Genomic DNA, 19,116 nt, shown 5'->3' on the forward strand with positions numbered 1-19,116 from the left:
GGCTCAGGCGCGCAGCGCCACCGCATGATGGACGATGTGCTCGCCAATGAAGCTCGCAATGAAGTAGTAGCTGTGATCGTAGCCGGGCCGCATGCGCAGCATCAGCGGATGCCCGGCTGCCTCGCAGGCGGCCTGCAGTCGCCGTGGTTGCAACTGCGTCTCCAGGAATTCATCGGCGCCACCTTGATCGATCAGCAACGGCAAGCGCTCTGACGCATTGGCGACCAGCGCCACGGCGTCATACGCCTTCCATGCCTCACGGTCATCGCCCAGGTACGCGGCGAAGGCTTTCTGCCCCCACGGCACCTGGGTTGGCGCCACGATCGGCGCAAACGCGGACACGCTCCGGTAGCGCGCGGGGTTGCGCAGCGCGATGACCAATGCGCCATGCCCGCCCATCGAATGCCCGCTGATCGCGCGCGCCCGCGTGACCGGGAAATGCGCCTCGATCAACGCCGGCAACTCGTCCACCACGTAGTCATGCATGCGGTAATGCGCAGCCCACGGCGCCTGCGTGGCGTTGACGTAAAAGCCCGCGCCCTTGCCAAGATCATGGCCGTCGGCGTCGGCCACCGCGTCACCGCGCGGGCTGGTATCGGGCGCCACCAGGATGATGCCGTGTTCGGCCGCATGCCGCTGTGCGCCGGCCTTGCCGATGAAGTTCTGCTCGGTGCACGTCAGCCCCGACAGCCAATACAGCACCGGGCACGGGCCGTGTTCGGCCTGCGGCGGCAGATAGATGGCGAACCTCATCGCGCAGCCCAGCGTCTTCGACTCATGCCGGTACACGTCCTGCCAGCCGCCGAAGCTGGCGTGATGCTCGATGCGCTCCATCAGTAGTGCACCACGCTGCGGATCGACTTGCCTTCGTGCATCAAATCGAACGCGTCATTGATGTTGTCCAGCCCCATCGTGTGGGTGACGAACGGCGCAAGTTCAATGGCGCCGGTCATCGCGTCTTCCACCATCCCCGGCAACTCACTGCGGCCCTTGACCCCGCCAAATGCCGAACCCAACCACTTGCGCCCGGTCACCAACTGGAACGGGCGCGTGGAAATTTCCTGCCCGGCACCGGCCACGCCGATGATCACCGACTGCCCCCAGCCGCGATGCGCACATTCCAGCGCGGCGCGCATCACGTGGACGTTGCCGATGCACTCGAAGCTGTGGTCCACGCCCCAGCCGGTCATCTCGACGATCACCTGCTGGATCGGCTTGTCGTGGTCCTTCGGGTTCACGCAGTCGGTCGCGCCGAACTGCCGCGCCATCGGGAATTTGGTCGGATTGGTGTCGATGGCGATGATGCGACCCGCCTTCGCGCGGCGTGCGCCCTGGATTACCGCAAGGCCGATCCCGCCCAGGCCAAAGACGGCAACGCTATCGCCTTCCGCCACCTTGGCGGTGTTCTTCACGGCGCCCAGCCCCGTGGTGACGCCGCAGCCAAGCAGGCACACATGTTCCGGGTTGGCATCCGGATTGACCTTGGCCAGCGAGACTTCCGCCACCACGGTGTATTCGGAAAAGGTGGAGCAACCCATGTAGTGATACAGCGGCTGGCCGTTGTACGAAAAACGCGTGGTTCCATCGGGCATCACGCCCTTGCCCTGGGTGGCGCGCACGGCGGTACACAGGTTGGTCTTGCCGGATTTGCAGAACAGGCACTCACCACACTCCGCGGTGTACAGCGGAATCACGTGGTCGCCCGGCTTGACGCTGGTCACGCCCTCGCCCACCTCCACCACCACGCCGGCCCCCTCATGGCCAAGCACACAGGGAAACAGGCCTTCCGGGTCATCACCCGACAGGGTGAATGCGTCGGTATGGCAAACGCCGGTATGGCTGATTTTCACCAACACTTCCCCCGCGTTGGGCGGAGCGACGTCGATCTCGACGATCTGCAGCGGCTGGCCTGCGGCAAAGGCAACGGCGGCGCGGGATTTCATGGGCAAGCTCCGAATGATGGCCAAGCCCGCATCTTAGTCGGTGTTGCCTGATCACCCGGTGTTCTGGATCCCCGCCGAGATGCCATTCACGGTGGAAACCAGGCTGCGCAGCAGGGCGTCGTCCGCGCAGCCACCCTCGCGCCAGCGCCGCAGCAAGTCCACCTGCAGCAAGCTGAGCGGATCCACGTACGGATTGCGCAAACGGATCGACAGCCGCAGGCGGTAGTCATCTGCCAGCAATTCATTCCGGCACTTGAGTGCAAGGATGGCCTGGCGGGTACGCGCGAATTCTTCCGCGATCTGCGGAAAGAACGCGGCGTGGGCAGCGCCGGCCAGCTGCGAATAGCATTTGAAAATGTCGATGTCGGACTTCGCCAACAGCATTTCCACATCGTCGATCATCGCGGCGAAGAACGGCCAGTCGCGGGTCATTTCGATCATCGCGTCCAGCCCATGACGGTCGATGCCGTGCTGGAGCGCAGTGCCCAGTCCGTACCAGCCGGTCAGGCCCGAACGGTTCTGCGACCACGAGAACACCCACGGGATTGCGCGCAGATTGGCGATCCCGCCTTCGCGCCTGCGCGACGGGCGCGAGCTGATGTGCAGGCGCTCGATCACGTCAATCGGGGTCGCGGCGCGGAAATACTCCGGAAAATCATCGCGGTCGTGAACCAATGCACGGTAGTGCGTGCGCGATAGATGGGCCAGTTCAGTGGCGACCGCGCGCCACGCCTGCTCGCGCGTGTCTTGCGGGCGTGGCCGCAGGCTGGCGCGCAGTACCGCGCCGGTGGTTTGTTCAAGATTGCGCAGGGCCAGCGCGCGAATGCCATAGCGGCGATGGATCACTTCACCCTGCTCGGTCATGCGCATGCAGCCGGCCACCGAACCGCGCGGCGCCGCCATGATTGCCCGCTCGGTCTTGCCGCCACCGCGGCTTACCGACCCTCCGCGACCATGGAAGAACACGATCTGCACCCCGGCTTCGTGCGCAACGTCCAGCAATTCCACCTGTGCCCGTTGCAGTGCCCAGCGCGAGGCCAGCACGCCGCCATCCTTGGCGCTGTCGCTGTAGCCCAGCATCACGATCTGGCGATTGCCACGCGCCCGCAGGTGACGTCGATAGATTGGATCGGCAAACAGTGCACGCATCACGCCGGGCGCTGCCTCCAGGTCCGCAACCGTCTCGAACAGCGGCGCCACGTCCAGCGGGACCTCGCCCTGGCTGACGCAGCCCGCGATACGCGCAAGTGCCAGCACCGCCAGGGTATCCGCTGCATTGCGGGCCATGCTGATGATGTAGGGGCCAAACGCATGCTCCCCGAGTTTTTCACGCAGCCCCCGAACCGTGCGGAACACTGCAAGCGTCGATGCCGCCCGCTCGGCCTCGGCGGCAGCCGGCGGCTCACCGCCGATCAGCGCATGCAGGCGATCAATGCGCGCAGCAAGTGGGCTGGCTGCCCAGCCGGCATCCGCTTCAAGCGCCGCCAATGCCTGCTCGTGAACGGCCGAATCCTGGCGCAAGTCCAGCGCTGCCATGTGGAAGCCGAACGTGCGCGCGCGCCACAGGATGCGCCGCAGTGCGAAGCGCCCCGCATGCTCGCCGCGATGCCGGGCCAGGCTGGCATCCATCAATTCGAGGTCGTCGATGAAGGCGCCTGCATTCGGATAGCCACCCGCAGCGTCATTGCCGGTGGCCTGCAGGCGCGCACGCATCGCCCACAGCAGCTGCCGATACGGCATGTCTGCCAATCTCGGCCGCGAGCGGACTGCCCCCTTGGGCAAGGCTGCGCGATGCGCGGCAGCGCGCAATTCGATCGACTCATCAACCTCGGCACGCCCGCGGCTCTGGGTCAGGATATCGCCCAGGACGCGCAGATCCGCCAGATAACAGGCCATGGCCTGCGCCCGCTGGGTGAGAAGCGCATTACGCACGCTGTCGGATCCCACGTTGGGATTGCCGTCCATGTCACCGCCGACCCAGGTGCCAAAGCGCAGCACGGGCTGCAGCTGGATGCGCTCGCCATATACCGCCTCTGCGGCATCGGCCAGCGCCTCGTAGAATACCGGCAACACCCGATACAACACGCTGCCGAGGTAGAAGCCGATGTGCTCGACTTCGTCGGCCACGCTGGGCCGCAGCAGGGGCGCGTCATTGGTTTGCCACGCGGTCGTCAACGACTGCAGGATGCGCGCAGCATCAGCCCTGCGCTCGGGCGGCGTGCGGGTGCGATCCAGATCCGCGATCAATCGCTCGACGATGGTTTTTTCCTTCAGAAGCAGCGCTCGGCGCACCGCTTCGGTGGGATGGGCGGTAAACACTGGCTCCACCCGCATGCTCCGTAATTGCCGCTCAAGCTCAGCCAACGTGACGCCATCTGCACGCAAAGCCCGCAGAACAGCTTCCAATCCGCCGGGCTGTGGCGCATCGGAAAGGCGCTGATAATCACGACGGCGGCGGATGCGATGCACGCGTTCAGCCACGTTGGTGGCGCTGAAATAAGTGGCGAACGCGCGTATCAATACGTCCACTTGGCCAGGTGGCACCTGCCGCAGGGTTTGCGCCAATCCATCCACTGGCACCCCTTGCTCCCGGCGGGCAATGGCAGCGCGGCGCAACGTTTCCACTTGGTCAAGCACATCGCCTGACGCCTGCTCGGCCAGCATCTGGCCCACCATGGACCCAAGCCGCCGCACGTCATCGCGCAGCAGGACGTCCGTCCCGGCGAATTCAAGCTGCTCGCGCAGCGGTGTGTTTGAAGATGTCATGGGTGCAGGCTAACCCGTCATGCTGCGTCGCAGCAACCGTTGCATCCGCGACCATTCCCCCAGTACCGCCCCCGCCCCAGTCTCGCGCACAGACAAAACCCCGCCTCGAAGAGGCGGGGTTTGCTTGAAGAAAGACCCTGGCGATGACCTACTCTTGCATGGCGAGGCCACACTACCATCGGCGCAGCTGTGTTTCACTTCCGAGTTCGGGATGGGATCGGGTGGTACCACAGCGCTGTGATCACCAGGGAGAGGGTGGAGGGTCGCGGTTTGCGGGGCAGCTGCCCGTGCAATCGCGCACACGCTCTCATTGGGTTGCGATCAACGAACGGCATTTGGCTGTTCGTTGCAGCAATAAGTTGGGATGTAGCGAACGGTTGTTGCAAATGCCATCAACGCTTCGTCGAGGCCAAGGGTTTCAAACGACTCGCACGCACTGGCGAGTGGAAGAAACTTGAGGTGATATGGTCAAGCCACACGGATCATTAGTACAGGTAAGCTCAACGCATTACTGCGCTTACACACCCTGCCTATCAACCACCTGGTCTTGATGGTTCCTTCAGGGGGCTTGTGCCCCGGGAGATCTCATCTTGAGGCGCGCTTCCCGCTTAGATGCTTTCAGCGGTTATCGCTTCCGAACATAGCTACCCGGCAGTGCCACTGGCGTGACAACCGGAACACCAGAGGTTCGTCCACTCCGGTCCTCTCGTACTAGGAGCAGCCCCTCTCAAATCTCCAACGCCCACGACAGATAGGGACCGAACTGTCTCACGACGTTCTGAACCCAGCTCGCGTACCACTTTAAATGGCGAACAGCCATACCCTTGGGACCGACTACAGCCCCAGGATGTGATGAGCCGACATCGAGGTGCCAAACACCGCCGTCGATATGAACTCTTGGGCGGTATCAGCCTGTTATCCCCGGAGTACCTTTTATCCGTTGAGCGATGGCCCTTCCATACAGAACCACCGGATCACTAAGTCCTAGTTTCCTACCTGCTTGATCCGTCGATCTTGCAGTCAAGCACGCTTATGCCTTTGCACACAGTGCGCGATGTCCGACCGCGCTGAGCGTACCTTCGAGCTCCTCCGTTACACTTTGGGAGGAGACCGCCCCAGTCAAACTACCCACCATACACGGTCCCCGACCCGGATTACGGGCCCAGGTTAGAACGTCAAGCACGACAGGGTGGTATTTCAAGGTTGGCTCCACCACAACTAGCGTCATGGTTTCACAGCCTCCCACCTATCCTACACAGACGAACTCAACGTTCAGTGTAAAGCTATAGTAAAGGTTCACGGGGTCTTTCCGTCTTGCCGCGGGAACGCTGCATCTTCACAGCGATTTCAATTTCACTGAGTCTCGGGTGGAGACAGCGCCGCTGTCGTTACGCCATTCGTGCAGGTCGGAACTTACCCGACAAGGAATTTCGCTACCTTAGGACCGTTATAGTTACGGCCGCCGTTTACCGGGGCTTCGATCAAGAGCTTCGCCTTGCGGCTGACCCCATCAATTAACCTTCCGGCACCGGGCAGGCGTCACACCCTATACGTCCACTTTCGTGTTTGCAGAGTGCTGTGTTTTTGATAAACAGTCGCAGCGGCCTGGTTACTTCGGCCTCCCTCAGCTATTCACCATGAGAGGCGCACCTTCTCCCGAAGTTACGGTGCTATTTTGCCTAGTTCCTTCACCCGAGTTCTCTCAAGCGCCTGAGAATTCTCATCCTGCCCACCTGTGTCGGTTTACGGTACGGTCTGTGCATACTGAAGCTTAGAAGATTTTCCTGGAAGCGTGATATCGGTGACTTAATTCTAATGAACTCGTCCTTGACCTCAATGTTGCACCCCCGGATTTGCCTAAGGGCACCACCTCAGTCCTCTCACCGGGACAACCAACGCCCGGCTCACCTAACCTTCTCCGTCCCTCCATCGCATATGCACGAGGTGCTGGAATATTAACCAGCTTCCCATCGACTACGCATTTCTGCCTCGCCTTAGGGGCCGACTCACCCTGCGTCGATTAACGTTGCGCAAGGAAACCTTGGGCTTTCGGCGTGCGGGCTTTTCACCCGCATTATCGTTACTCATGTCAGCATTCGCACTTCCGATACCTCCAGCAGACTTCTCAATCCACCTTCAACGGCTTACGGAACGCTCCTCTACCGCGTACATCAAAAGATGCACACCCCAAGCTTCGGTTTACTGCTTAGCCCCGTTAAATCTTCCGCGCAGACCGACTCGACCAGTGAGCTATTACGCTTTCTTTAAAGGGTGGCTGCTTCTAAGCCAACCTCCTGGCTGTCTGTGCCTTTCCACATCGTTTTCCACTTAGCAGTAATTTGGGACCTTAGCTGTGGGTCTGGGTTGTTTCCCTTTTCACGACGGACGTTAGCACCCGCCGTGTGTCTCCCATACAGTCCGTCTCGGTATTCGGAGTTTGCAATGGTTTGGTAAGTCGCGATGACCCCCTAGCCATAACAGTGCTCTACCCCCGAGAGGATACATATGAGGCGCTACCTAAATAGCTTTCGAGGAGAACCAGCTATCTCCGGGTTCGATTAGCTTTTCACTCCTAATCACACCTCATCCCCGACCTTTGCAACGGGCGTGGGTTCGGGCCTCCAGTACCTGTTACGGTACCTTCACCCTGGGCATGACTAGATCACCCGGTTTCGGGTCTACTGCCCGCGACTATGCGCCCTTATCAGACTCGGTTTCCCTTCGCCTCCCCTATACGGTTAAGCTCGCCACGAACAGTAAGTCGCTGACCCATTATACAAAAGGTACGCCGTCACCCTTGCGGGCTCCGACTGCTTGTACGCACACGGTTTCAGGATCTATTTCACTCCCTTCACCAGGGTTCTTTTCGCCTTTCCCTCACGGTACTGGTTCACTATCGGTCGGTCAGGAGTATTTAGCCTTGGAGGATGGTCCCCCCATGTTCAGACAGGGTTTCACGTGCCCCGCCCTACTCAATTTCATCGACCAGGCCCTTTCGCATACGGGGCTGTCACCCGCTATGGCCACCCTTTCCAGAGTGTTTTGCTAAAGCAAGATCGACTTTTGGGCTAGTCCGCGTTCGCTCGTCGCTACTTGCGGAATCTCGGTTGATTTCTTTTCCTACGGTTACTTAGATATTTCAGTTCACCGCGTTCGCCTTGCATGGCTATGTATTCACCATGCAATACCCCTAAGGGTGGGTTTCCCCATTCGGACATCGCCGGATCAAAGCTTATTGCCAGCTCCCCGACGCTTTTCGCAGGCTGTCACGTCCTTCATCGCCTCTGACCGCCAAGGCATCCACCGTGTGCGCTTATTCGCTTGACCATATCACCCCAAGTTGCCTCGGAGCGATACGCATACCAGCGAATGGTACGACTTATCACTACTTCAATAAGGCAGCTCGCGCTGCCCGCCTTAGCCTCTACGACACGTTGCAGACATTTGTCTCAAACGCTCGCTACATCCCGATTTTCAAAGAACATGCCCCGGCCACAGTGCCAAGGCATTTCAAATGTGTGTGTGCGCAGATCATTCAGAGTGGTGGGTCTGGGAGGACTCGAACCACCGGCCTCGCCCTTATCAGGGGCGCGCTCTAACCACCTGAGCTACAGACCCAATGTGTCGTGCCAGATGGTGGAGCCTGTCGGGATCGAACCGACGACCCCCTGCTTGCAAAGCAGGTGCTCTCCCAGCTGAGCTAAGGCCCCGTGCTATCTAAAGCGAGGGGACACGCAACCCCCTGCGGGATCGCGTTCTCTGAATGCAGGTCACTTGTGCGGACGTCTGGCAATGCGTTGCCATGTCTCAAAAGGAGGTGATCCAGCCGCACCTTCCGATACGGCTACCTTGTTACGACTTCACCCCAGTCATCGGCCACACCGTGGCAAGCGCCCCCCCGAAGGTTAAGCTACCTGCTTCTGGTGCAACAAACTCCCATGGTGTGACGGGCGGTGTGTACAAGGCCCGGGAACGTATTCACCGCAGCAATGCTGATCTGCGATTACTAGCGATTCCGACTTCACGGAGTCGAGTTGCAGACTCCGATCCGGACTGAGATGGGGTTTCTGGGATTGGCTCCGCCTCGCGGCATTGCAGCCCTCTGTCCCCACCATTGTAGTACGTGTGTAGCCCTGGCCGTAAGGGCCATGATGACTTGACGTCATCCCCACCTTCCTCCGGTTTGTCACCGGCGGTCTCCTTAGAGTTCCCACCATTACGTGCTGGCAACTAAGGACAAGGGTTGCGCTCGTTGCGGGACTTAACCCAACATCTCACGACACGAGCTGACGACAGCCATGCAGCACCTGTGTCACGGTTCCCGAAGGCACTCCTCTATCTCTAAAGGATTCCGTGCATGTCAAGGCCAGGTAAGGTTCTTCGCGTTGCATCGAATTAAACCACATACTCCACCGCTTGTGCGGGCCCCCGTCAATTCCTTTGAGTTTCAGTCTTGCGACCGTACTCCCCAGGCGGCGAACTTAACGCGTTAGCTTCGATACTGAGCTCCAAATTGAGCCCAACATCCAGTTCGCATCGTTTAGGGCGTGGACTACCAGGGTATCTAATCCTGTTTGCTCCCCACGCTTTCGTGCCTCAGTGTCAGTGCTGGTCCAGGTAGTCGCCTTCGCCACGGATGTTCCTCCCGATCTCTACGCATTTCACTGCTACACCGGGAATTCCACTACCCTCTACCGCACTCTAGTCCGCCAGTATCCAGTGCCATTCCCAGGTTGAGCCCAGGGCTTTCACATCAGACTTAACGAACCACCTACGCACGCTTTACGCCCAGTAATTCCGAGTAACGCTTGCACCCTTCGTATTACCGCGGCTGCTGGCACGAAGTTAGCCGGTGCTTATTCTTCCGGTACCGTCAGAACCCCAAGGTATTAACCTGGAGCTTTTCTTCCCGGACAAAAGAGCTTTACAACCCGAGGGCCTTCTTCACTCACGCGGCATGGCTGGATCAGGCTTGCGCCCATTGTCCAATATTCCCTACTGCTGCCTCCCGTAGGAGTCTGGACCGTGTCTCAGTTCCAGTGTGGCTGATCATCCTCTCAGACCAGCTACGGATCGTCGCCTTGGTGGGCCTTTACCCCCCCAACTAGCTAATCCGACATGGGCTCATCCAATCGCGCCAGGCCCGAAGGTCCCCGGCTTTCCCCCGAAGGGCGCATGCGGTATTAGCGTACGTTTCCATACGTTATCCCCCACGACTGGGCAGATTCCCATGTATTCCTCACCCGTCCGCCACTCGCCACCCACTTAAGCAAGCTTAAGCTGTGCTGCCGTTCGACTTGCATGTATTAGGCCTGCCGCCAGCGTTCACTCTGAGCCAGGATCAAACTCTTCACTTAAAGTTTTCGAGGACGAATCCTCTAATGCTTCGATTTGTAGAGCCCGACCAGACTCAATACTCGCTGTACGTTGTACTTGCGTACGAATACTTATAAGAATTGAGGTTCTGTTCGAACGTCTACTGATGGACAACTGCCACCACCAGACGCCCGCACAAGTCACCTGCGCACACTGTCAAAGATCAGCGGACTCGGCCTCAGCGCCTTGCCCTTCCACCCCGTGCCGAAGCACCTGAGTGAGCCGCCCATCATACCGGGGTTTTACTACCTGTCAACACCCGAATGTGAACTTTTTTTCGCTTCCCGCTGGCGACAACCAGAGGTCGTCAGCAGCAAGGGCGCGCATCTTCTCCCATGCATTCGCGTTTGCATAGTCTTGACGTGTTGACGGATTGCAGGTTAGACGCGCAAGGTGCGCGCTTCGACTTCATGGAGTGACCGACATGCGCCGCTACGCCTATCTCTCGCTGCTTGCCTGCGCACTGTCCGGCTGTGCCGGCGCCAGCCAGCCCTGGGTCGAGCTTGGCGGCCGCCACTATGTGGTGGAGCTTGCCAAGGATGACGCCGAGCGTGCGCGCGGCCTGATGTTCCGCGAGTCGATGCCCGGCGACCACGGCATGTTGTTCATCCACGATGTGCAGGAGCCGCAGGCGTACTGGATGAAGAACACCAGGATTCCGCTGGACATCCTGTACTTCGACAACGACCGCAAGCTGGTGACGCAGCAGCGCGACGTGCCGCCATGTTCGCTGGGGGACGCATGCCCGCCCTATCCCAGCAACGCGCCTGCGCGCTACGTGCTGGAACTCAACGCCGGGCAAGCGGAGAAACTGAAGCTGCAGGACGGCGCGGAGTTGACCTTCGGCCCCGGTATACCGGCGGCGAAATAGGCCGGTCAGGCGTCGACGAGTTCGAAGTCGTCCTTGCCGACGCCACAGTCCGGGCAGGTCCACGTCTCCGGGACGTCTTCCCAACGCGTCCCTGGCGCGATGCCGTCCTCGGGCATCCCCTTCGCTTCGTCATAGATGTAGCCGCAGACCACGCAGATCCAGGTTCGGGATCGAGGATTGGAGGCGAAGGTCGGCATCGGAGCGATAATCGGCAGTGTCGCAGCGATTATTCCACCCCCTGCCAACGCGGGGAAGCCGCGCTGCGGCGTTGACCCAGCCCCCTTCGCCCTGAATCCACGACATGCCCATCCCGACCGAACGCTCCCACGACCTCTTCACCCGCGCCCTCACGTTGATGCCCGGCGGCGTCAATTCGCCGGTGCGCGCCTTCAAGTCGGTGGGCGGCGAACCGTTCTTCGTGCAGCGCGCGGATGGCCCCTATCTGTTCGATGCCGACGGCAACCGCTACATCGACTATGTCGGCTCGTGGGGGCCGATGATCGTCGGCCACAACCATCCGAAGGTGCTGGATGCGGTGATCGATACCGCGCGCAACGGGTTGTCGTTCGGCGCGCCAAATCCGCTGGAAGTGACGATGGCGGAGACCATCACGCGGCTAGTCCCGAGCTGCGAGATGGTGCGCATGGTCAATTCCGGCACCGAGGCCACGCTGTCGGCGATCCGGCTCGCGCGCGGTGCAACCGGGCGCAGCCGCATCGTCAAGTTCGAGGGCTGCTACCACGGCCACGGCGACTCGTTCCTGGTCAAGGCCGGCAGCGGCGCACTGACCTTCGGGGTGCCGACCTCGCCGGGCGTGCCGAAGGCACTGGCCGACCTGACCCTGACCCTGCCCTACAACGATTTCGAGGCGGCGACGAAGCTGTTCGACGAGTGCGGCAGCGACATCGCCGCGCTCATCATCGAACCGGTGGTCGGCAACGCCAACTGCCTGCCGCCGCGCGAAGGCTACCTGCAGCACCTGCGCGCGTTGTGCACGCAACACGGCACCCTGCTGATTTTCGATGAAGTGATGACGGGTTTCCGCGTTGCCCTGGGCGGCGCGCAGGCGCGCTACGGCGTGACGCCGGATCTCTCCACCTTCGGCAAGGTGATCGGCGGCGGCATGCCGGTAGGCGCCTACGGCGGCCGTCGGGAATTGATGCAGCAAATCTCGCCAGCCGGCCCGATCTACCAGGCCGGCACGCTCAGCGGCAACCCGGTGGCCATGGCGGCCGGCCTGGCGATGCTGGGGCTGATCCAGGCACCCGGTTTCCACGCAGCGCTGGAAGCCAGGACGAACGCGCTGTGCGATGGCCTCGAGGCCGCTGCCCGCGATGCAGGCGTGGCATTCACCACGCAGCGCGTAGGCGGCATGTTCGGCCTGTTCTTCACGTCGGAAAAGGTGGACACCTTTGCGCAGGCAATGGCTTGCGACGCTGCCGCGTTCAACCGCTTTTTCCATGCCATGCGCGAACGTGGCGTGTATCTTGCGCCAAGCGCATTCGAAGCGGGTTTCATCTCCAGCGCGCATGAGGATGCCGTCATCGCCGCCACCCTCGATGCCGCACGCGAGGCCTTCCGCGCAGTCTGACGCCCGCCATGAACAGCAGACCACGCACCCCCGAAGACCCGCAGGGCGAAGACAGTTTCTTCGATCGCCGCTATTGGCCAGCCAGCGAAACCGGGCTGCGCCACCGGCTGTTTCGCCTGCTGTTCCACCACGAGAGCCGCGGCGAGCGCAATTTCGACCTGGCGTTGATCGTCGCCATCCTGGCCAGCGTGCTGGTGGTGCTGCTGGACAGCGAACCGGGCATCAAGGTGCGCTGGCACCTGCCGCTGTATGTGGCCGAATGGACCTTCACCCTGTTGTTCGCGGTGGAGTACGCGGTGCGCGCCTGGGTGCTTCGGCGTCCGTTCCGCTATGTCGTCAGCTTCCTTGGCGTGGTGGACCTGCTTGCGATCCTGCCGACGTTCCTGTCACTGCTGTTCCCCAGCACGGTGTCGCTGACCGTGGTGCGGATCCTGCGCCTGCTGCGCATCTTCCGCATCCTCAAGCTGGTCAAGTATTCCGACGAAGCGGGCCTGCTGATTCTGGCGTTGATTCGCAGCCGCCGCAAGATCCTGATCTTCGTCACCACCTTGCTCACCATCGCGGTGATTTTCGGCGCGCTGATGTATGCGGTGGAGGGCGCGGAACACGGTTTCGACAGCATTCCCACCGGCATGTACTGGGCCGTGGTGACGATGGCCACGGTGGGTTATGGCGACATTTCGCCCGGAACCCCGCTTGGGCGCTTCCTCACGTCGGCGCTGATCATCATCGGTTACAGCATCATCGTCGTGCCCACCGGCATCTACAGCGCAGAGCTCGCGCGCAGCATGCGCACGCAGGGCAAGCTGAAATTGCGCTGCACCCAATGCAGCCTGGGCGAGCATGATGACGATGCCTGGTTCTGCCGCAAATGTGGCAGCGCGCTTCCCACCCATCCATGAGGCCTGCATGAGCGAATTGCGCCCCGGCACCGTTGCTGTCCACGTTGGCAACGAATGCGATGCCGACACCGGAGCGGTGGCGCCGCCGATCCACCTGGCCACCACCTTTCGACACGGCCCGGCGGGCGAGCGCCTGGCCGGCTACGAATACCAGCGTGAAGGCAATCCCACCAATGACCGCCTGCGGGAGGCGCTGACGTCGCTGGAAGGCGGTGCGTGCGCACTGACGTTCGCCTCCGGCATGGCCGCGATGAGCGCGCTGCTGGAGTCCCTGCCCGCGGGCGCACGCGTGTTGTTCCCGGATGACTGCTACAGCGGGCTGCGCATGCTGTTCCTGGAGTTCCTGCCGGAACGCGGCATCCTGCCCGACGTCGTGGACATGACCGACGTGGCTGCCGTGCGCGCAGCCTGCGCCAGGCCGACGGCGATGCTGTGGATCGAAACGCCGTCCAACCCACGCATGCAGGTCAGCGATATTGCCGAGCTGTCCGCCATCGGCCACGCTGCCGGCGCGGTCGTTGTCGTCGACAACACGTTCGCGACGCCACTGCTGCAGCGCCCGTTGGCGCTGGGCGCCGACATCGTGATGCACTCCACGACCAAGTACTTCGGCGGGCACAGTGACGTGCTCGGCGGCGCCCTGGTGTTCGCGCGCAACGATGCACTCGCGGGAAAGGTTGCACATCGCCTGCACGTCACCGGCGCGGTACTGGCGCCGTTCAGCGCGTGGCTGACGCTGCGCGGCTGCCGCTCGCTGGGCGCCCGCATGACGATGCATTGCAGCAACGCACGCAAGGTCGCCGGGTTCCTGGCATCGCACCCGGCCGTCGAGCGAGTGAATTGGCCGGGCCTGCCGACGCACCCGGGCCACGCCATCGCGGCGCGGCAAATGCGCGACTTCGGCGCGATGATGAGCATCGAGCTCCAGGGCGGGCGCGACGCCGCGCTGGCGATGGCCGGCCGGCTGCGGGTTTTCACCAACGCCACTTCGCTGGGCGGTTGCGAATCGCTGATTGAACATCGCGCCTCGGTGGAAGGGCCGAACCCACGCTCGCCGCAGAACCTGCTGCGCGTATCGGTGGGGCTGGAAGATGCGGACGACCTGATCGCCGACCTCGCCCAGGCGCTGTCCTGAGAAGCTTCAGCCGGCGCGCAGCGCCTCCAGCGCCTTCCGCAGCCGCGCCAGCCCTTCCGCCACGTCGGCATCGCCGATGTTGAGCGCCGGCACGAAGCGCAGCACGTCCGGCCCAGCCTGCAGCAACAGCAGGCCATGGGCTGCAGCAAGGTCGAGGATCTCGCCGGCACGCCCGGCACAGGCAGGCTTGAGCACCGCACCCAGCATCAGGCCGCGGCCGCGCACTTCGTCGAACACGGCCAGCTCGTCGTTGATCGCAGCCAGTCCATGGCGGATCGCCTGCGATTGCCTGCGCACGTTGGCGGCGATCTCATCCGACGCCAGCCGGCGCAGCGCCGCGCGCGCCACCGCCGCGGCCAGCGGATTGCCGCCGAACGTGGTGCCATGGGCACCGAACTGCATCGCCTGCGCGACCTTCGGGCCGGCCAGCAGCGCGCCGATCGGGAACCCGCCACCCAATGCCTTGGCAAGGGTGACGATGTCGGGAACGACGTCATCCTGCCAGTGCGCGAACAGCGCGCCGCTGCGCCCCATCCCGCACTGGATTTCATCCAGCACCAACAGCGCCCCGAACCTGTCGCACAGCGCGCGCACTTCGCGCAGATAGCCGGACTCCGCCGGCATGACCCCGCCTTCGCCCTGCACCGGCTCCAGCATCACTGCCGCCACGTCACCGCCCGCCATCGCCGCTTCCAGTTGCGCGATGTCGTTGAAATCCACGTAACGGAATCCCCCCGGCAACGGCGCGTAGCCTTCCTGGTATGTCGGCTGCGCGGTGGCAGTCACGGTGGCCAACGTGCGTCCATGGAAGCTGCCGCGACAGGTGACGATGACGCGCCTGTCAGGCGCGCGGCCCTGCACGCTGGCCCATTTGCGCACCAGCTTGATCGCCGCCTCATTCGCCTCGGCGCCGGAATTGCAGAGGAAGGCGCGCTCGGCGAAACGCGAGGCGGTTACCAGTTCCTGCGCGAGCCGCAGGGGCGGCTCGCTGAAAAAGACGTTGCTGGTATGCCAGAGCTTGCCGGCTTGCTCGATGAGCGCGGCGGTCAGTTCCGGGTTGCAGTGGCCGAGGCTGCAGACCGCAATGCCGGCGCCGAAATCCACGTAGTCGCGGCCTTCGCTGTCCCAGACGCGCGCGCCCTGCCCGCGCTCGAGGATCATTTCGCGCTGCCGGTACACCGGCAGCAGCACGTCGCGGCCCAGTGCCAGCAGTGCCTCCACGCTCGCGTCGCGGGCCATCTCACCAGACTCCCGTGTTCGGCATCGACGCCCACGGCTCCTGCGGCGGCAGGTGGCCTTCCTGCAGCAGCTCCACCGAAATCAGGTCGGGCGAACGCACGAAGGCCATGTGGCCGTCGCGCGGCGGGCGGTTGATGGTGTAACCCATGTCCAGCAAGCGCTGGCAGGTGGCGTAGATGTCGGCGACGCGAAATGCCAGATGGCCGAAGTTGCGGGCGCTGCCGTAATCCTCGTCCGAGCCCCAGTTCCAGGTCAGCTCGATCTCCGCATCCGGGGTTTCGGCGGCGGCGAGGAAGATCAAGGTGAAGCGTCCCGCTGCGTTTTCCATGCGGCGGGTTTCGCGCAGGCCCAGGCCCTCGCAGTAGAAGCGCAGCGAGGCATCGAGATCGCGCACGCGCACCATGGTGTGCAGGTATTTCATCGAATCATCCGATCGTGGTACGCGCGGCGGCGCGCGGGCTGTAAGGATCGCGGGACGGTCAGGCATCGAGGAAGAGGTCGGGAAACAGCGGCATCGACGGATCGACCGCGTAACCGGAAAAATCGGTGACGCCGGCCTGCCGCAACACCTCGTCGTCGACCAGGAAATTGCCGGAAAAGCCGGCTGCTGCACGCGTCAGAACGGCATGCGCGGCATCTCCCATGATCGCCGGGGTGCGGCCGTTTCCGGCGGCGACGCCGGGAATCATGTTCAGCGCATCGGTGGCAATCAACGTCCGCGGCCACAGCGCATTGACCGCCACGCCCTGCGGGCCGAATTCCGCAGCAAGGCCCAGGGTGACGAAGCTCATGCCCATCTTCGCCAACGTGTAGCCGGTATGCGGTCCCCACCACTTCGGATCCAGCGACGGCGGCGGACACAGGGTGAGGATGTGCGGATTGGGCGCCTTCAACAGCTGCGGCAGGCAGGCCTGCGCGCACAGGAAGCTGCCGCGGCTGTTGACCTGCTGCATCAGGTCGAAGCGCTTCATCGGCGTGTCCAGCGTGCCGCGCAGCCAGATCGCGCTGGCGTTGTTGACCAGGATGTCGATGCCGCCGAATGCGTCGACCGCCGCAGCGACCGCCGCATGCACCTGCTCTTCCTCGCGGATGTCGCATTTCAGCGCCAAGGCCTTGCCGCCGGCCGCTTCGACGGCACTGGCTGCGGTATGGATGGTGCCCGGCAATCTTGGGTTGGACACGTCGGACTTGGCCGCGATGACCACGTTGGCGCCATCGCGCGCGGCGCGCAGGGCGATGGCCAAACCGATCCCGCGCGATGCGCCGGTGATGAACAGAGTCTTTCCAGAAAGCGTGGTCATGCGCATTTGCCTGTGTGATCCCGAAGGAAGTGTAGCGCCCGCACCTATAATCGACGGATGCACAGCGCATGGTTCGACAACCTCGTTGCCTGGATCGGCGCGCACCCGCAGGGCGCAGGCCTGCTGATCTTCCTGATCGCTTTTTGCGACGCGGCCATCGTGCTGGGCGCGATCGTGCCTGCGCTGCCGTTGTTGATCGCGGTGGGCGTGTTGATCGGGATAGGCGAAATCGCCGGCCCATACGCGGTGGTTTGCGCCGCATTGGGCGCCTTTGTCGGCGACGGCCTGAGTTACTGGGTTGGCCGGCGCTGGGGCGAAGCCCTGCGCGGCGTCTGGCCGTTCCGTCGCTATCCGCGATTGCTGGAGCGAGGTGAAGCACTGTTCCGACGCAATGCATTCAAAGGCATCCTCATCGCCCGCTACGTCGGCGCCATTCGTCCATTCGTGCCCGCCATCGCCGGCATGGCGAAGATGCCGCTATCGCGCTACGTGCGGGCCAGCAGTTTTGCCTGCGTGAGCTGGGCGATCCTGTTTTTGCTGCCAGGCTGGGCGCTGGGCACGGCCTACGATGCGGTCGCGGCCGTCGCCGACAAACTGCTGCTGGCGCTGCTGGGGCTGGCAGCCGCATTGGCATTGGCCTGGGCAGTGGTGTTGTACACGTGGCGCTGGTTTGCCCAACATGCCGATAGCCTGCTGGCGCGGGTGCTTCGCTGGACGCACGCGCATCCGCGCCTCGGGCGTCACGCCAGCGCGCTGATGGATCGCCGCCGGCCGGAATCCGCGCCGTTGCTGCTGCTGGCGGTCTGCCTGTTCGCCGTGGCCTGGCTGTGGACCTGGCTGCTTGCGTCGCTGCTGGTAAGTGGCGGCCCGCTGCTGCTGGATCACGACGTGCATGCGTTCATGTTTGCCCTGCGCAATCCGCTGGCGGACCGGATGATGGCCGCGCTTGCAGCGCTTGGCAGCGCGCCCGTCCTGGGCCTGGCATCGATGGCTGCGATGCTCTGGCTGCTCTGGCGCCGGCGCTGGATGGCGGCGGCGCACTGGGTGGCGGCGATCGCGGTCGGGTTGGCGCTGACCGAAGGGCTGGACGCGTTGGTGGACATGCCACGGCCACCCACGGCCGCGGCCGGTTTCGGTTTCCCCTCCATCGCGGTGACCATGACCACGGTGGTGTTCGGGTTTTTCGCCGTGCTGATCGCGCGCGAGCTGCCGGGCCGGCAGCGGGTCTGGCCCTATCTGTTGACTGGTATCGCAACCGCGCTGGTGGGCTTTGCGCGCCTGTACCTGGGCGCGCACTGGCTCAGCGACATCCTTGGCGGCGTGCTGCTGGGCACCATCTGGGTGCTGCTGATCGGCATTGCCTACCGCCGTCACAGCACGCGCTCGTTCTGGATGCGACCGCTGGGCTGGACGTTTTACGGCAGCTTCCTGCTCGCCGCGTGCTGGTATGCGCCCCGCAGCGTGCCGCAGACCCTGCTCAAGTTCGAGCCGCCACCGCCCGCGCAAACCCTGTCCGTGGCGCGCTGGCAGGCGGCAGGCATCGAGCGCAACCGGCAACGCGTCGATATCGAGATCGCCGGCGATCTGGCCGTGCTGCGGCAACGGCTGCTGGCAACGGGCTGGCAGGTTCAGCCGCCGGCAGACTGGGAGGCCGCACTGCGATTGCTGGATGACGGCCTGGCACCGGCGCAGCGTCCGGTGCTGCCGCTGGCGCTGGATGCGCACCCGGAACGCCTGCTGCTGCGCCGCATCGATCCAGCCGATCCCCGCCGGATCGAAGTGCTGCGCCTGTGGCCGGCACCGGCTCGGCTGGAGAACGGCGCATCGCTCTGGGTGGCGCGCTTTGAAGTGATGCAATTACGCCAGCGGCTGCATCTATTGCACCTGTGGAAGCCCGACCCGCCAACCCACGTGCTGCCTGCCGACCTGCAACGCCTTGGGCAAGACGCGGATGGCAGATTGCAGGTGCTGTTGCACGCGCGCTGAGCGGCG

The 19,116-nt window shown here is 63.2% G+C and carries 12 protein-coding genes, 2 tRNA genes and 3 rRNA genes; 5 read left to right on the top strand and 12 right to left on the bottom strand.

Annotated features, from left to right (window positions below):
• Window positions 1-3: 3 nt before the first annotated feature.
• From fghA to LIW09_RS10355, 8 genes are all read right to left on the bottom strand, one after another.
• On the bottom strand, window positions 4-834 hold the full coding sequence (gene fghA, locus LIW09_RS10320) for an S-formylglutathione hydrolase (RefSeq protein ID WP_256645539.1): 831 nt from the start codon (window positions 832-834) through the stop codon (window positions 4-6).
• Window positions 834-1,943 (bottom strand): S-(hydroxymethyl)glutathione dehydrogenase/class III alcohol dehydrogenase, encoded by a 1,110-nt coding sequence (locus tag LIW09_RS10325; protein ID WP_256645540.1) that lies wholly within the window; start codon window positions 1,941-1,943, stop codon window positions 834-836. Before LIW09_RS10325 ends, fghA begins: the two co-directional genes overlap by 1 nt.
• Window positions 1,944-1,994: 51 nt before the next feature.
• Window positions 1,995-4,709: a phosphoenolpyruvate carboxylase gene (ppc, locus tag LIW09_RS10330; protein WP_256645541.1), complete on the bottom strand. Its 2,715-nt coding sequence runs from the start codon at window positions 4,707-4,709 to the stop codon at window positions 1,995-1,997.
• A gap of 135 nt (window positions 4,710-4,844) precedes the next feature.
• Window positions 4,845-4,958 (bottom strand): 5S ribosomal RNA (gene rrf / locus LIW09_RS10335).
• Between the two features lie 215 nt (window positions 4,959-5,173).
• Window positions 5,174-8,036: ribosomal RNA gene (locus tag LIW09_RS10340) — 23S ribosomal RNA — on the bottom strand.
• A 214-nt stretch (window positions 8,037-8,250) separates the two neighbouring features.
• Window positions 8,251-8,327, bottom strand: a tRNA-Ile gene (locus LIW09_RS10345).
• A 16-nt stretch (window positions 8,328-8,343) separates the two neighbouring features.
• Window positions 8,344-8,419 (bottom strand) — tRNA-Ala (locus LIW09_RS10350).
• A gap of 100 nt (window positions 8,420-8,519) precedes the next feature.
• Window positions 8,520-10,066 (bottom strand): 16S ribosomal RNA (locus LIW09_RS10355).
• Together the 16S, 23S and 5S rRNA genes with 2 tRNA genes alongside form the textbook arrangement of a ribosomal RNA operon.
• 443 nt (window positions 10,067-10,509) lie before the next feature.
• Here LIW09_RS10355 and LIW09_RS10360 point away from each other — a divergent pair.
• On the top strand, window positions 10,510-10,956 hold the full coding sequence (locus tag LIW09_RS10360; RefSeq protein ID WP_256645542.1) for a DUF192 domain-containing protein: 447 nt from the start codon (window positions 10,510-10,512) through the stop codon (window positions 10,954-10,956).
• A gap of 5 nt (window positions 10,957-10,961) precedes the next feature.
• On the opposite strand, the gene LIW09_RS10365 is transcribed toward LIW09_RS10360, so the two are convergent.
• The gene (locus LIW09_RS10365; RefSeq protein WP_256645543.1) at window positions 10,962-11,153 is read right to left on the bottom strand and encodes a rubredoxin; all 192 of its coding nucleotides are present in this window, start codon (window positions 11,151-11,153) and stop codon (window positions 10,962-10,964) included.
• 104 nt (window positions 11,154-11,257) lie between these two features.
• On the opposite strand from LIW09_RS10365, the gene hemL reads away from it, so the two are divergent.
• From hemL to LIW09_RS10380, 3 genes are read left to right on the top strand one after another with little or no spacing between them, the layout of a single operon-like run.
• Window positions 11,258-12,547 (top strand): glutamate-1-semialdehyde 2,1-aminomutase, encoded by a 1,290-nt coding sequence (gene hemL, locus LIW09_RS10370; RefSeq protein WP_425507883.1) that lies wholly within the window; start codon window positions 11,258-11,260, stop codon window positions 12,545-12,547.
• 8 nt (window positions 12,548-12,555) lie between these two features.
• Window positions 12,556-13,449 carry an ion transporter gene (locus tag LIW09_RS10375; protein ID WP_256645544.1) on the top strand — a complete coding sequence of 298 codons (894 nt, stop codon included), beginning with the start codon at window positions 12,556-12,558 and terminating at the stop codon, window positions 13,447-13,449.
• 7 nt (window positions 13,450-13,456) lie between these two features.
• Window positions 13,457-14,584 carry a trans-sulfuration enzyme family protein gene (locus LIW09_RS10380; protein ID WP_256645545.1) on the top strand — a complete coding sequence of 376 codons (1,128 nt, stop codon included), beginning with the start codon at window positions 13,457-13,459 and terminating at the stop codon, window positions 14,582-14,584.
• A 6-nt stretch (window positions 14,585-14,590) separates the two neighbouring features.
• Here LIW09_RS10380 and LIW09_RS10385 read toward each other — a convergent pair whose 3' ends face one another.
• From LIW09_RS10385 to LIW09_RS10395, 3 genes are read right to left on the bottom strand one after another with little or no spacing between them, the layout of a single operon-like run.
• The gene (locus LIW09_RS10385; RefSeq protein WP_256645546.1) at window positions 14,591-15,823 is read right to left on the bottom strand and encodes an acetylornithine transaminase; all 1,233 of its coding nucleotides are present in this window, start codon (window positions 15,821-15,823) and stop codon (window positions 14,591-14,593) included.
• A gap of 1 nt (window position 15,824) precedes the next feature.
• Window positions 15,825-16,244, bottom strand: coding sequence for a VOC family protein (locus LIW09_RS10390; protein WP_256645547.1), 420 nt, complete (start codon window positions 16,242-16,244; stop codon window positions 15,825-15,827).
• 58 nt (window positions 16,245-16,302) lie between these two features.
• The gene (locus LIW09_RS10395; protein WP_256645548.1) at window positions 16,303-17,124 is read right to left on the bottom strand and encodes an SDR family oxidoreductase; all 822 of its coding nucleotides are present in this window, start codon (window positions 17,122-17,124) and stop codon (window positions 16,303-16,305) included.
• A 57-nt stretch (window positions 17,125-17,181) separates the two neighbouring features.
• Here LIW09_RS10395 and LIW09_RS10400 point away from each other — a divergent pair, with 57 nt between their 5' ends.
• Window positions 17,182-19,110 (top strand): bifunctional DedA family/phosphatase PAP2 family protein, encoded by a 1,929-nt coding sequence (locus LIW09_RS10400; protein WP_256645549.1) that lies wholly within the window; start codon window positions 17,182-17,184, stop codon window positions 19,108-19,110.
• Window positions 19,111-19,116: the final 6 nt, after the last annotated feature.

The sequence above is a fragment of the Thermomonas paludicola genome (genome assembly GCF_024498955.1).
GTDB lineage: Bacteria > Pseudomonadota > Gammaproteobacteria > Xanthomonadales > Xanthomonadaceae > Thermomonas > Thermomonas paludicola.

What these genes read in the sequence shown, in the direction of transcription:
- fghA (WP_256645539.1), bottom strand. Translation starts at nt 834, where the DNA reads ATGGAGCGCATCGAGCATCACGCCAGCTTCGGCGGCTGGCAGGACGTG.
- LIW09_RS10325 (WP_256645540.1), bottom strand. Translation starts at nt 1,943, where the DNA reads ATGAAATCCCGCGCCGCCGTTGCCTTTGCCGCAGGCCAGCCGCTGCAG.
- ppc (WP_256645541.1), bottom strand. Translation starts at nt 4,709, where the DNA reads ATGACATCTTCAAACACACCGCTGCGCGAGCAGCTTGAATTCGCCGGG.
- LIW09_RS10360 (WP_256645542.1), top strand. Translation starts at nt 10,510, where the DNA reads ATGCGCCGCTACGCCTATCTCTCGCTGCTTGCCTGCGCACTGTCCGGC.
- LIW09_RS10365 (WP_256645543.1), bottom strand. Translation starts at nt 11,153, where the DNA reads ATGCCGACCTTCGCCTCCAATCCTCGATCCCGAACCTGGATCTGCGTG.
- hemL (WP_425507883.1), top strand. Translation starts at nt 11,258, where the DNA reads ATGCCCATCCCGACCGAACGCTCCCACGACCTCTTCACCCGCGCCCTC.
- LIW09_RS10375 (WP_256645544.1), top strand. Translation starts at nt 12,556, where the DNA reads ATGAACAGCAGACCACGCACCCCCGAAGACCCGCAGGGCGAAGACAGT.
- LIW09_RS10380 (WP_256645545.1), top strand. Translation starts at nt 13,457, where the DNA reads ATGAGCGAATTGCGCCCCGGCACCGTTGCTGTCCACGTTGGCAACGAA.
- LIW09_RS10385 (WP_256645546.1), bottom strand. Translation starts at nt 15,823, where the DNA reads ATGGCCCGCGACGCGAGCGTGGAGGCACTGCTGGCACTGGGCCGCGAC.
- LIW09_RS10390 (WP_256645547.1), bottom strand. Translation starts at nt 16,244, where the DNA reads ATGAAATACCTGCACACCATGGTGCGCGTGCGCGATCTCGATGCCTCG.
- LIW09_RS10395 (WP_256645548.1), bottom strand. Translation starts at nt 17,124, where the DNA reads ATGACCACGCTTTCTGGAAAGACTCTGTTCATCACCGGCGCATCGCGC.
- LIW09_RS10400 (WP_256645549.1), top strand. Translation starts at nt 17,182, where the DNA reads ATGCACAGCGCATGGTTCGACAACCTCGTTGCCTGGATCGGCGCGCAC.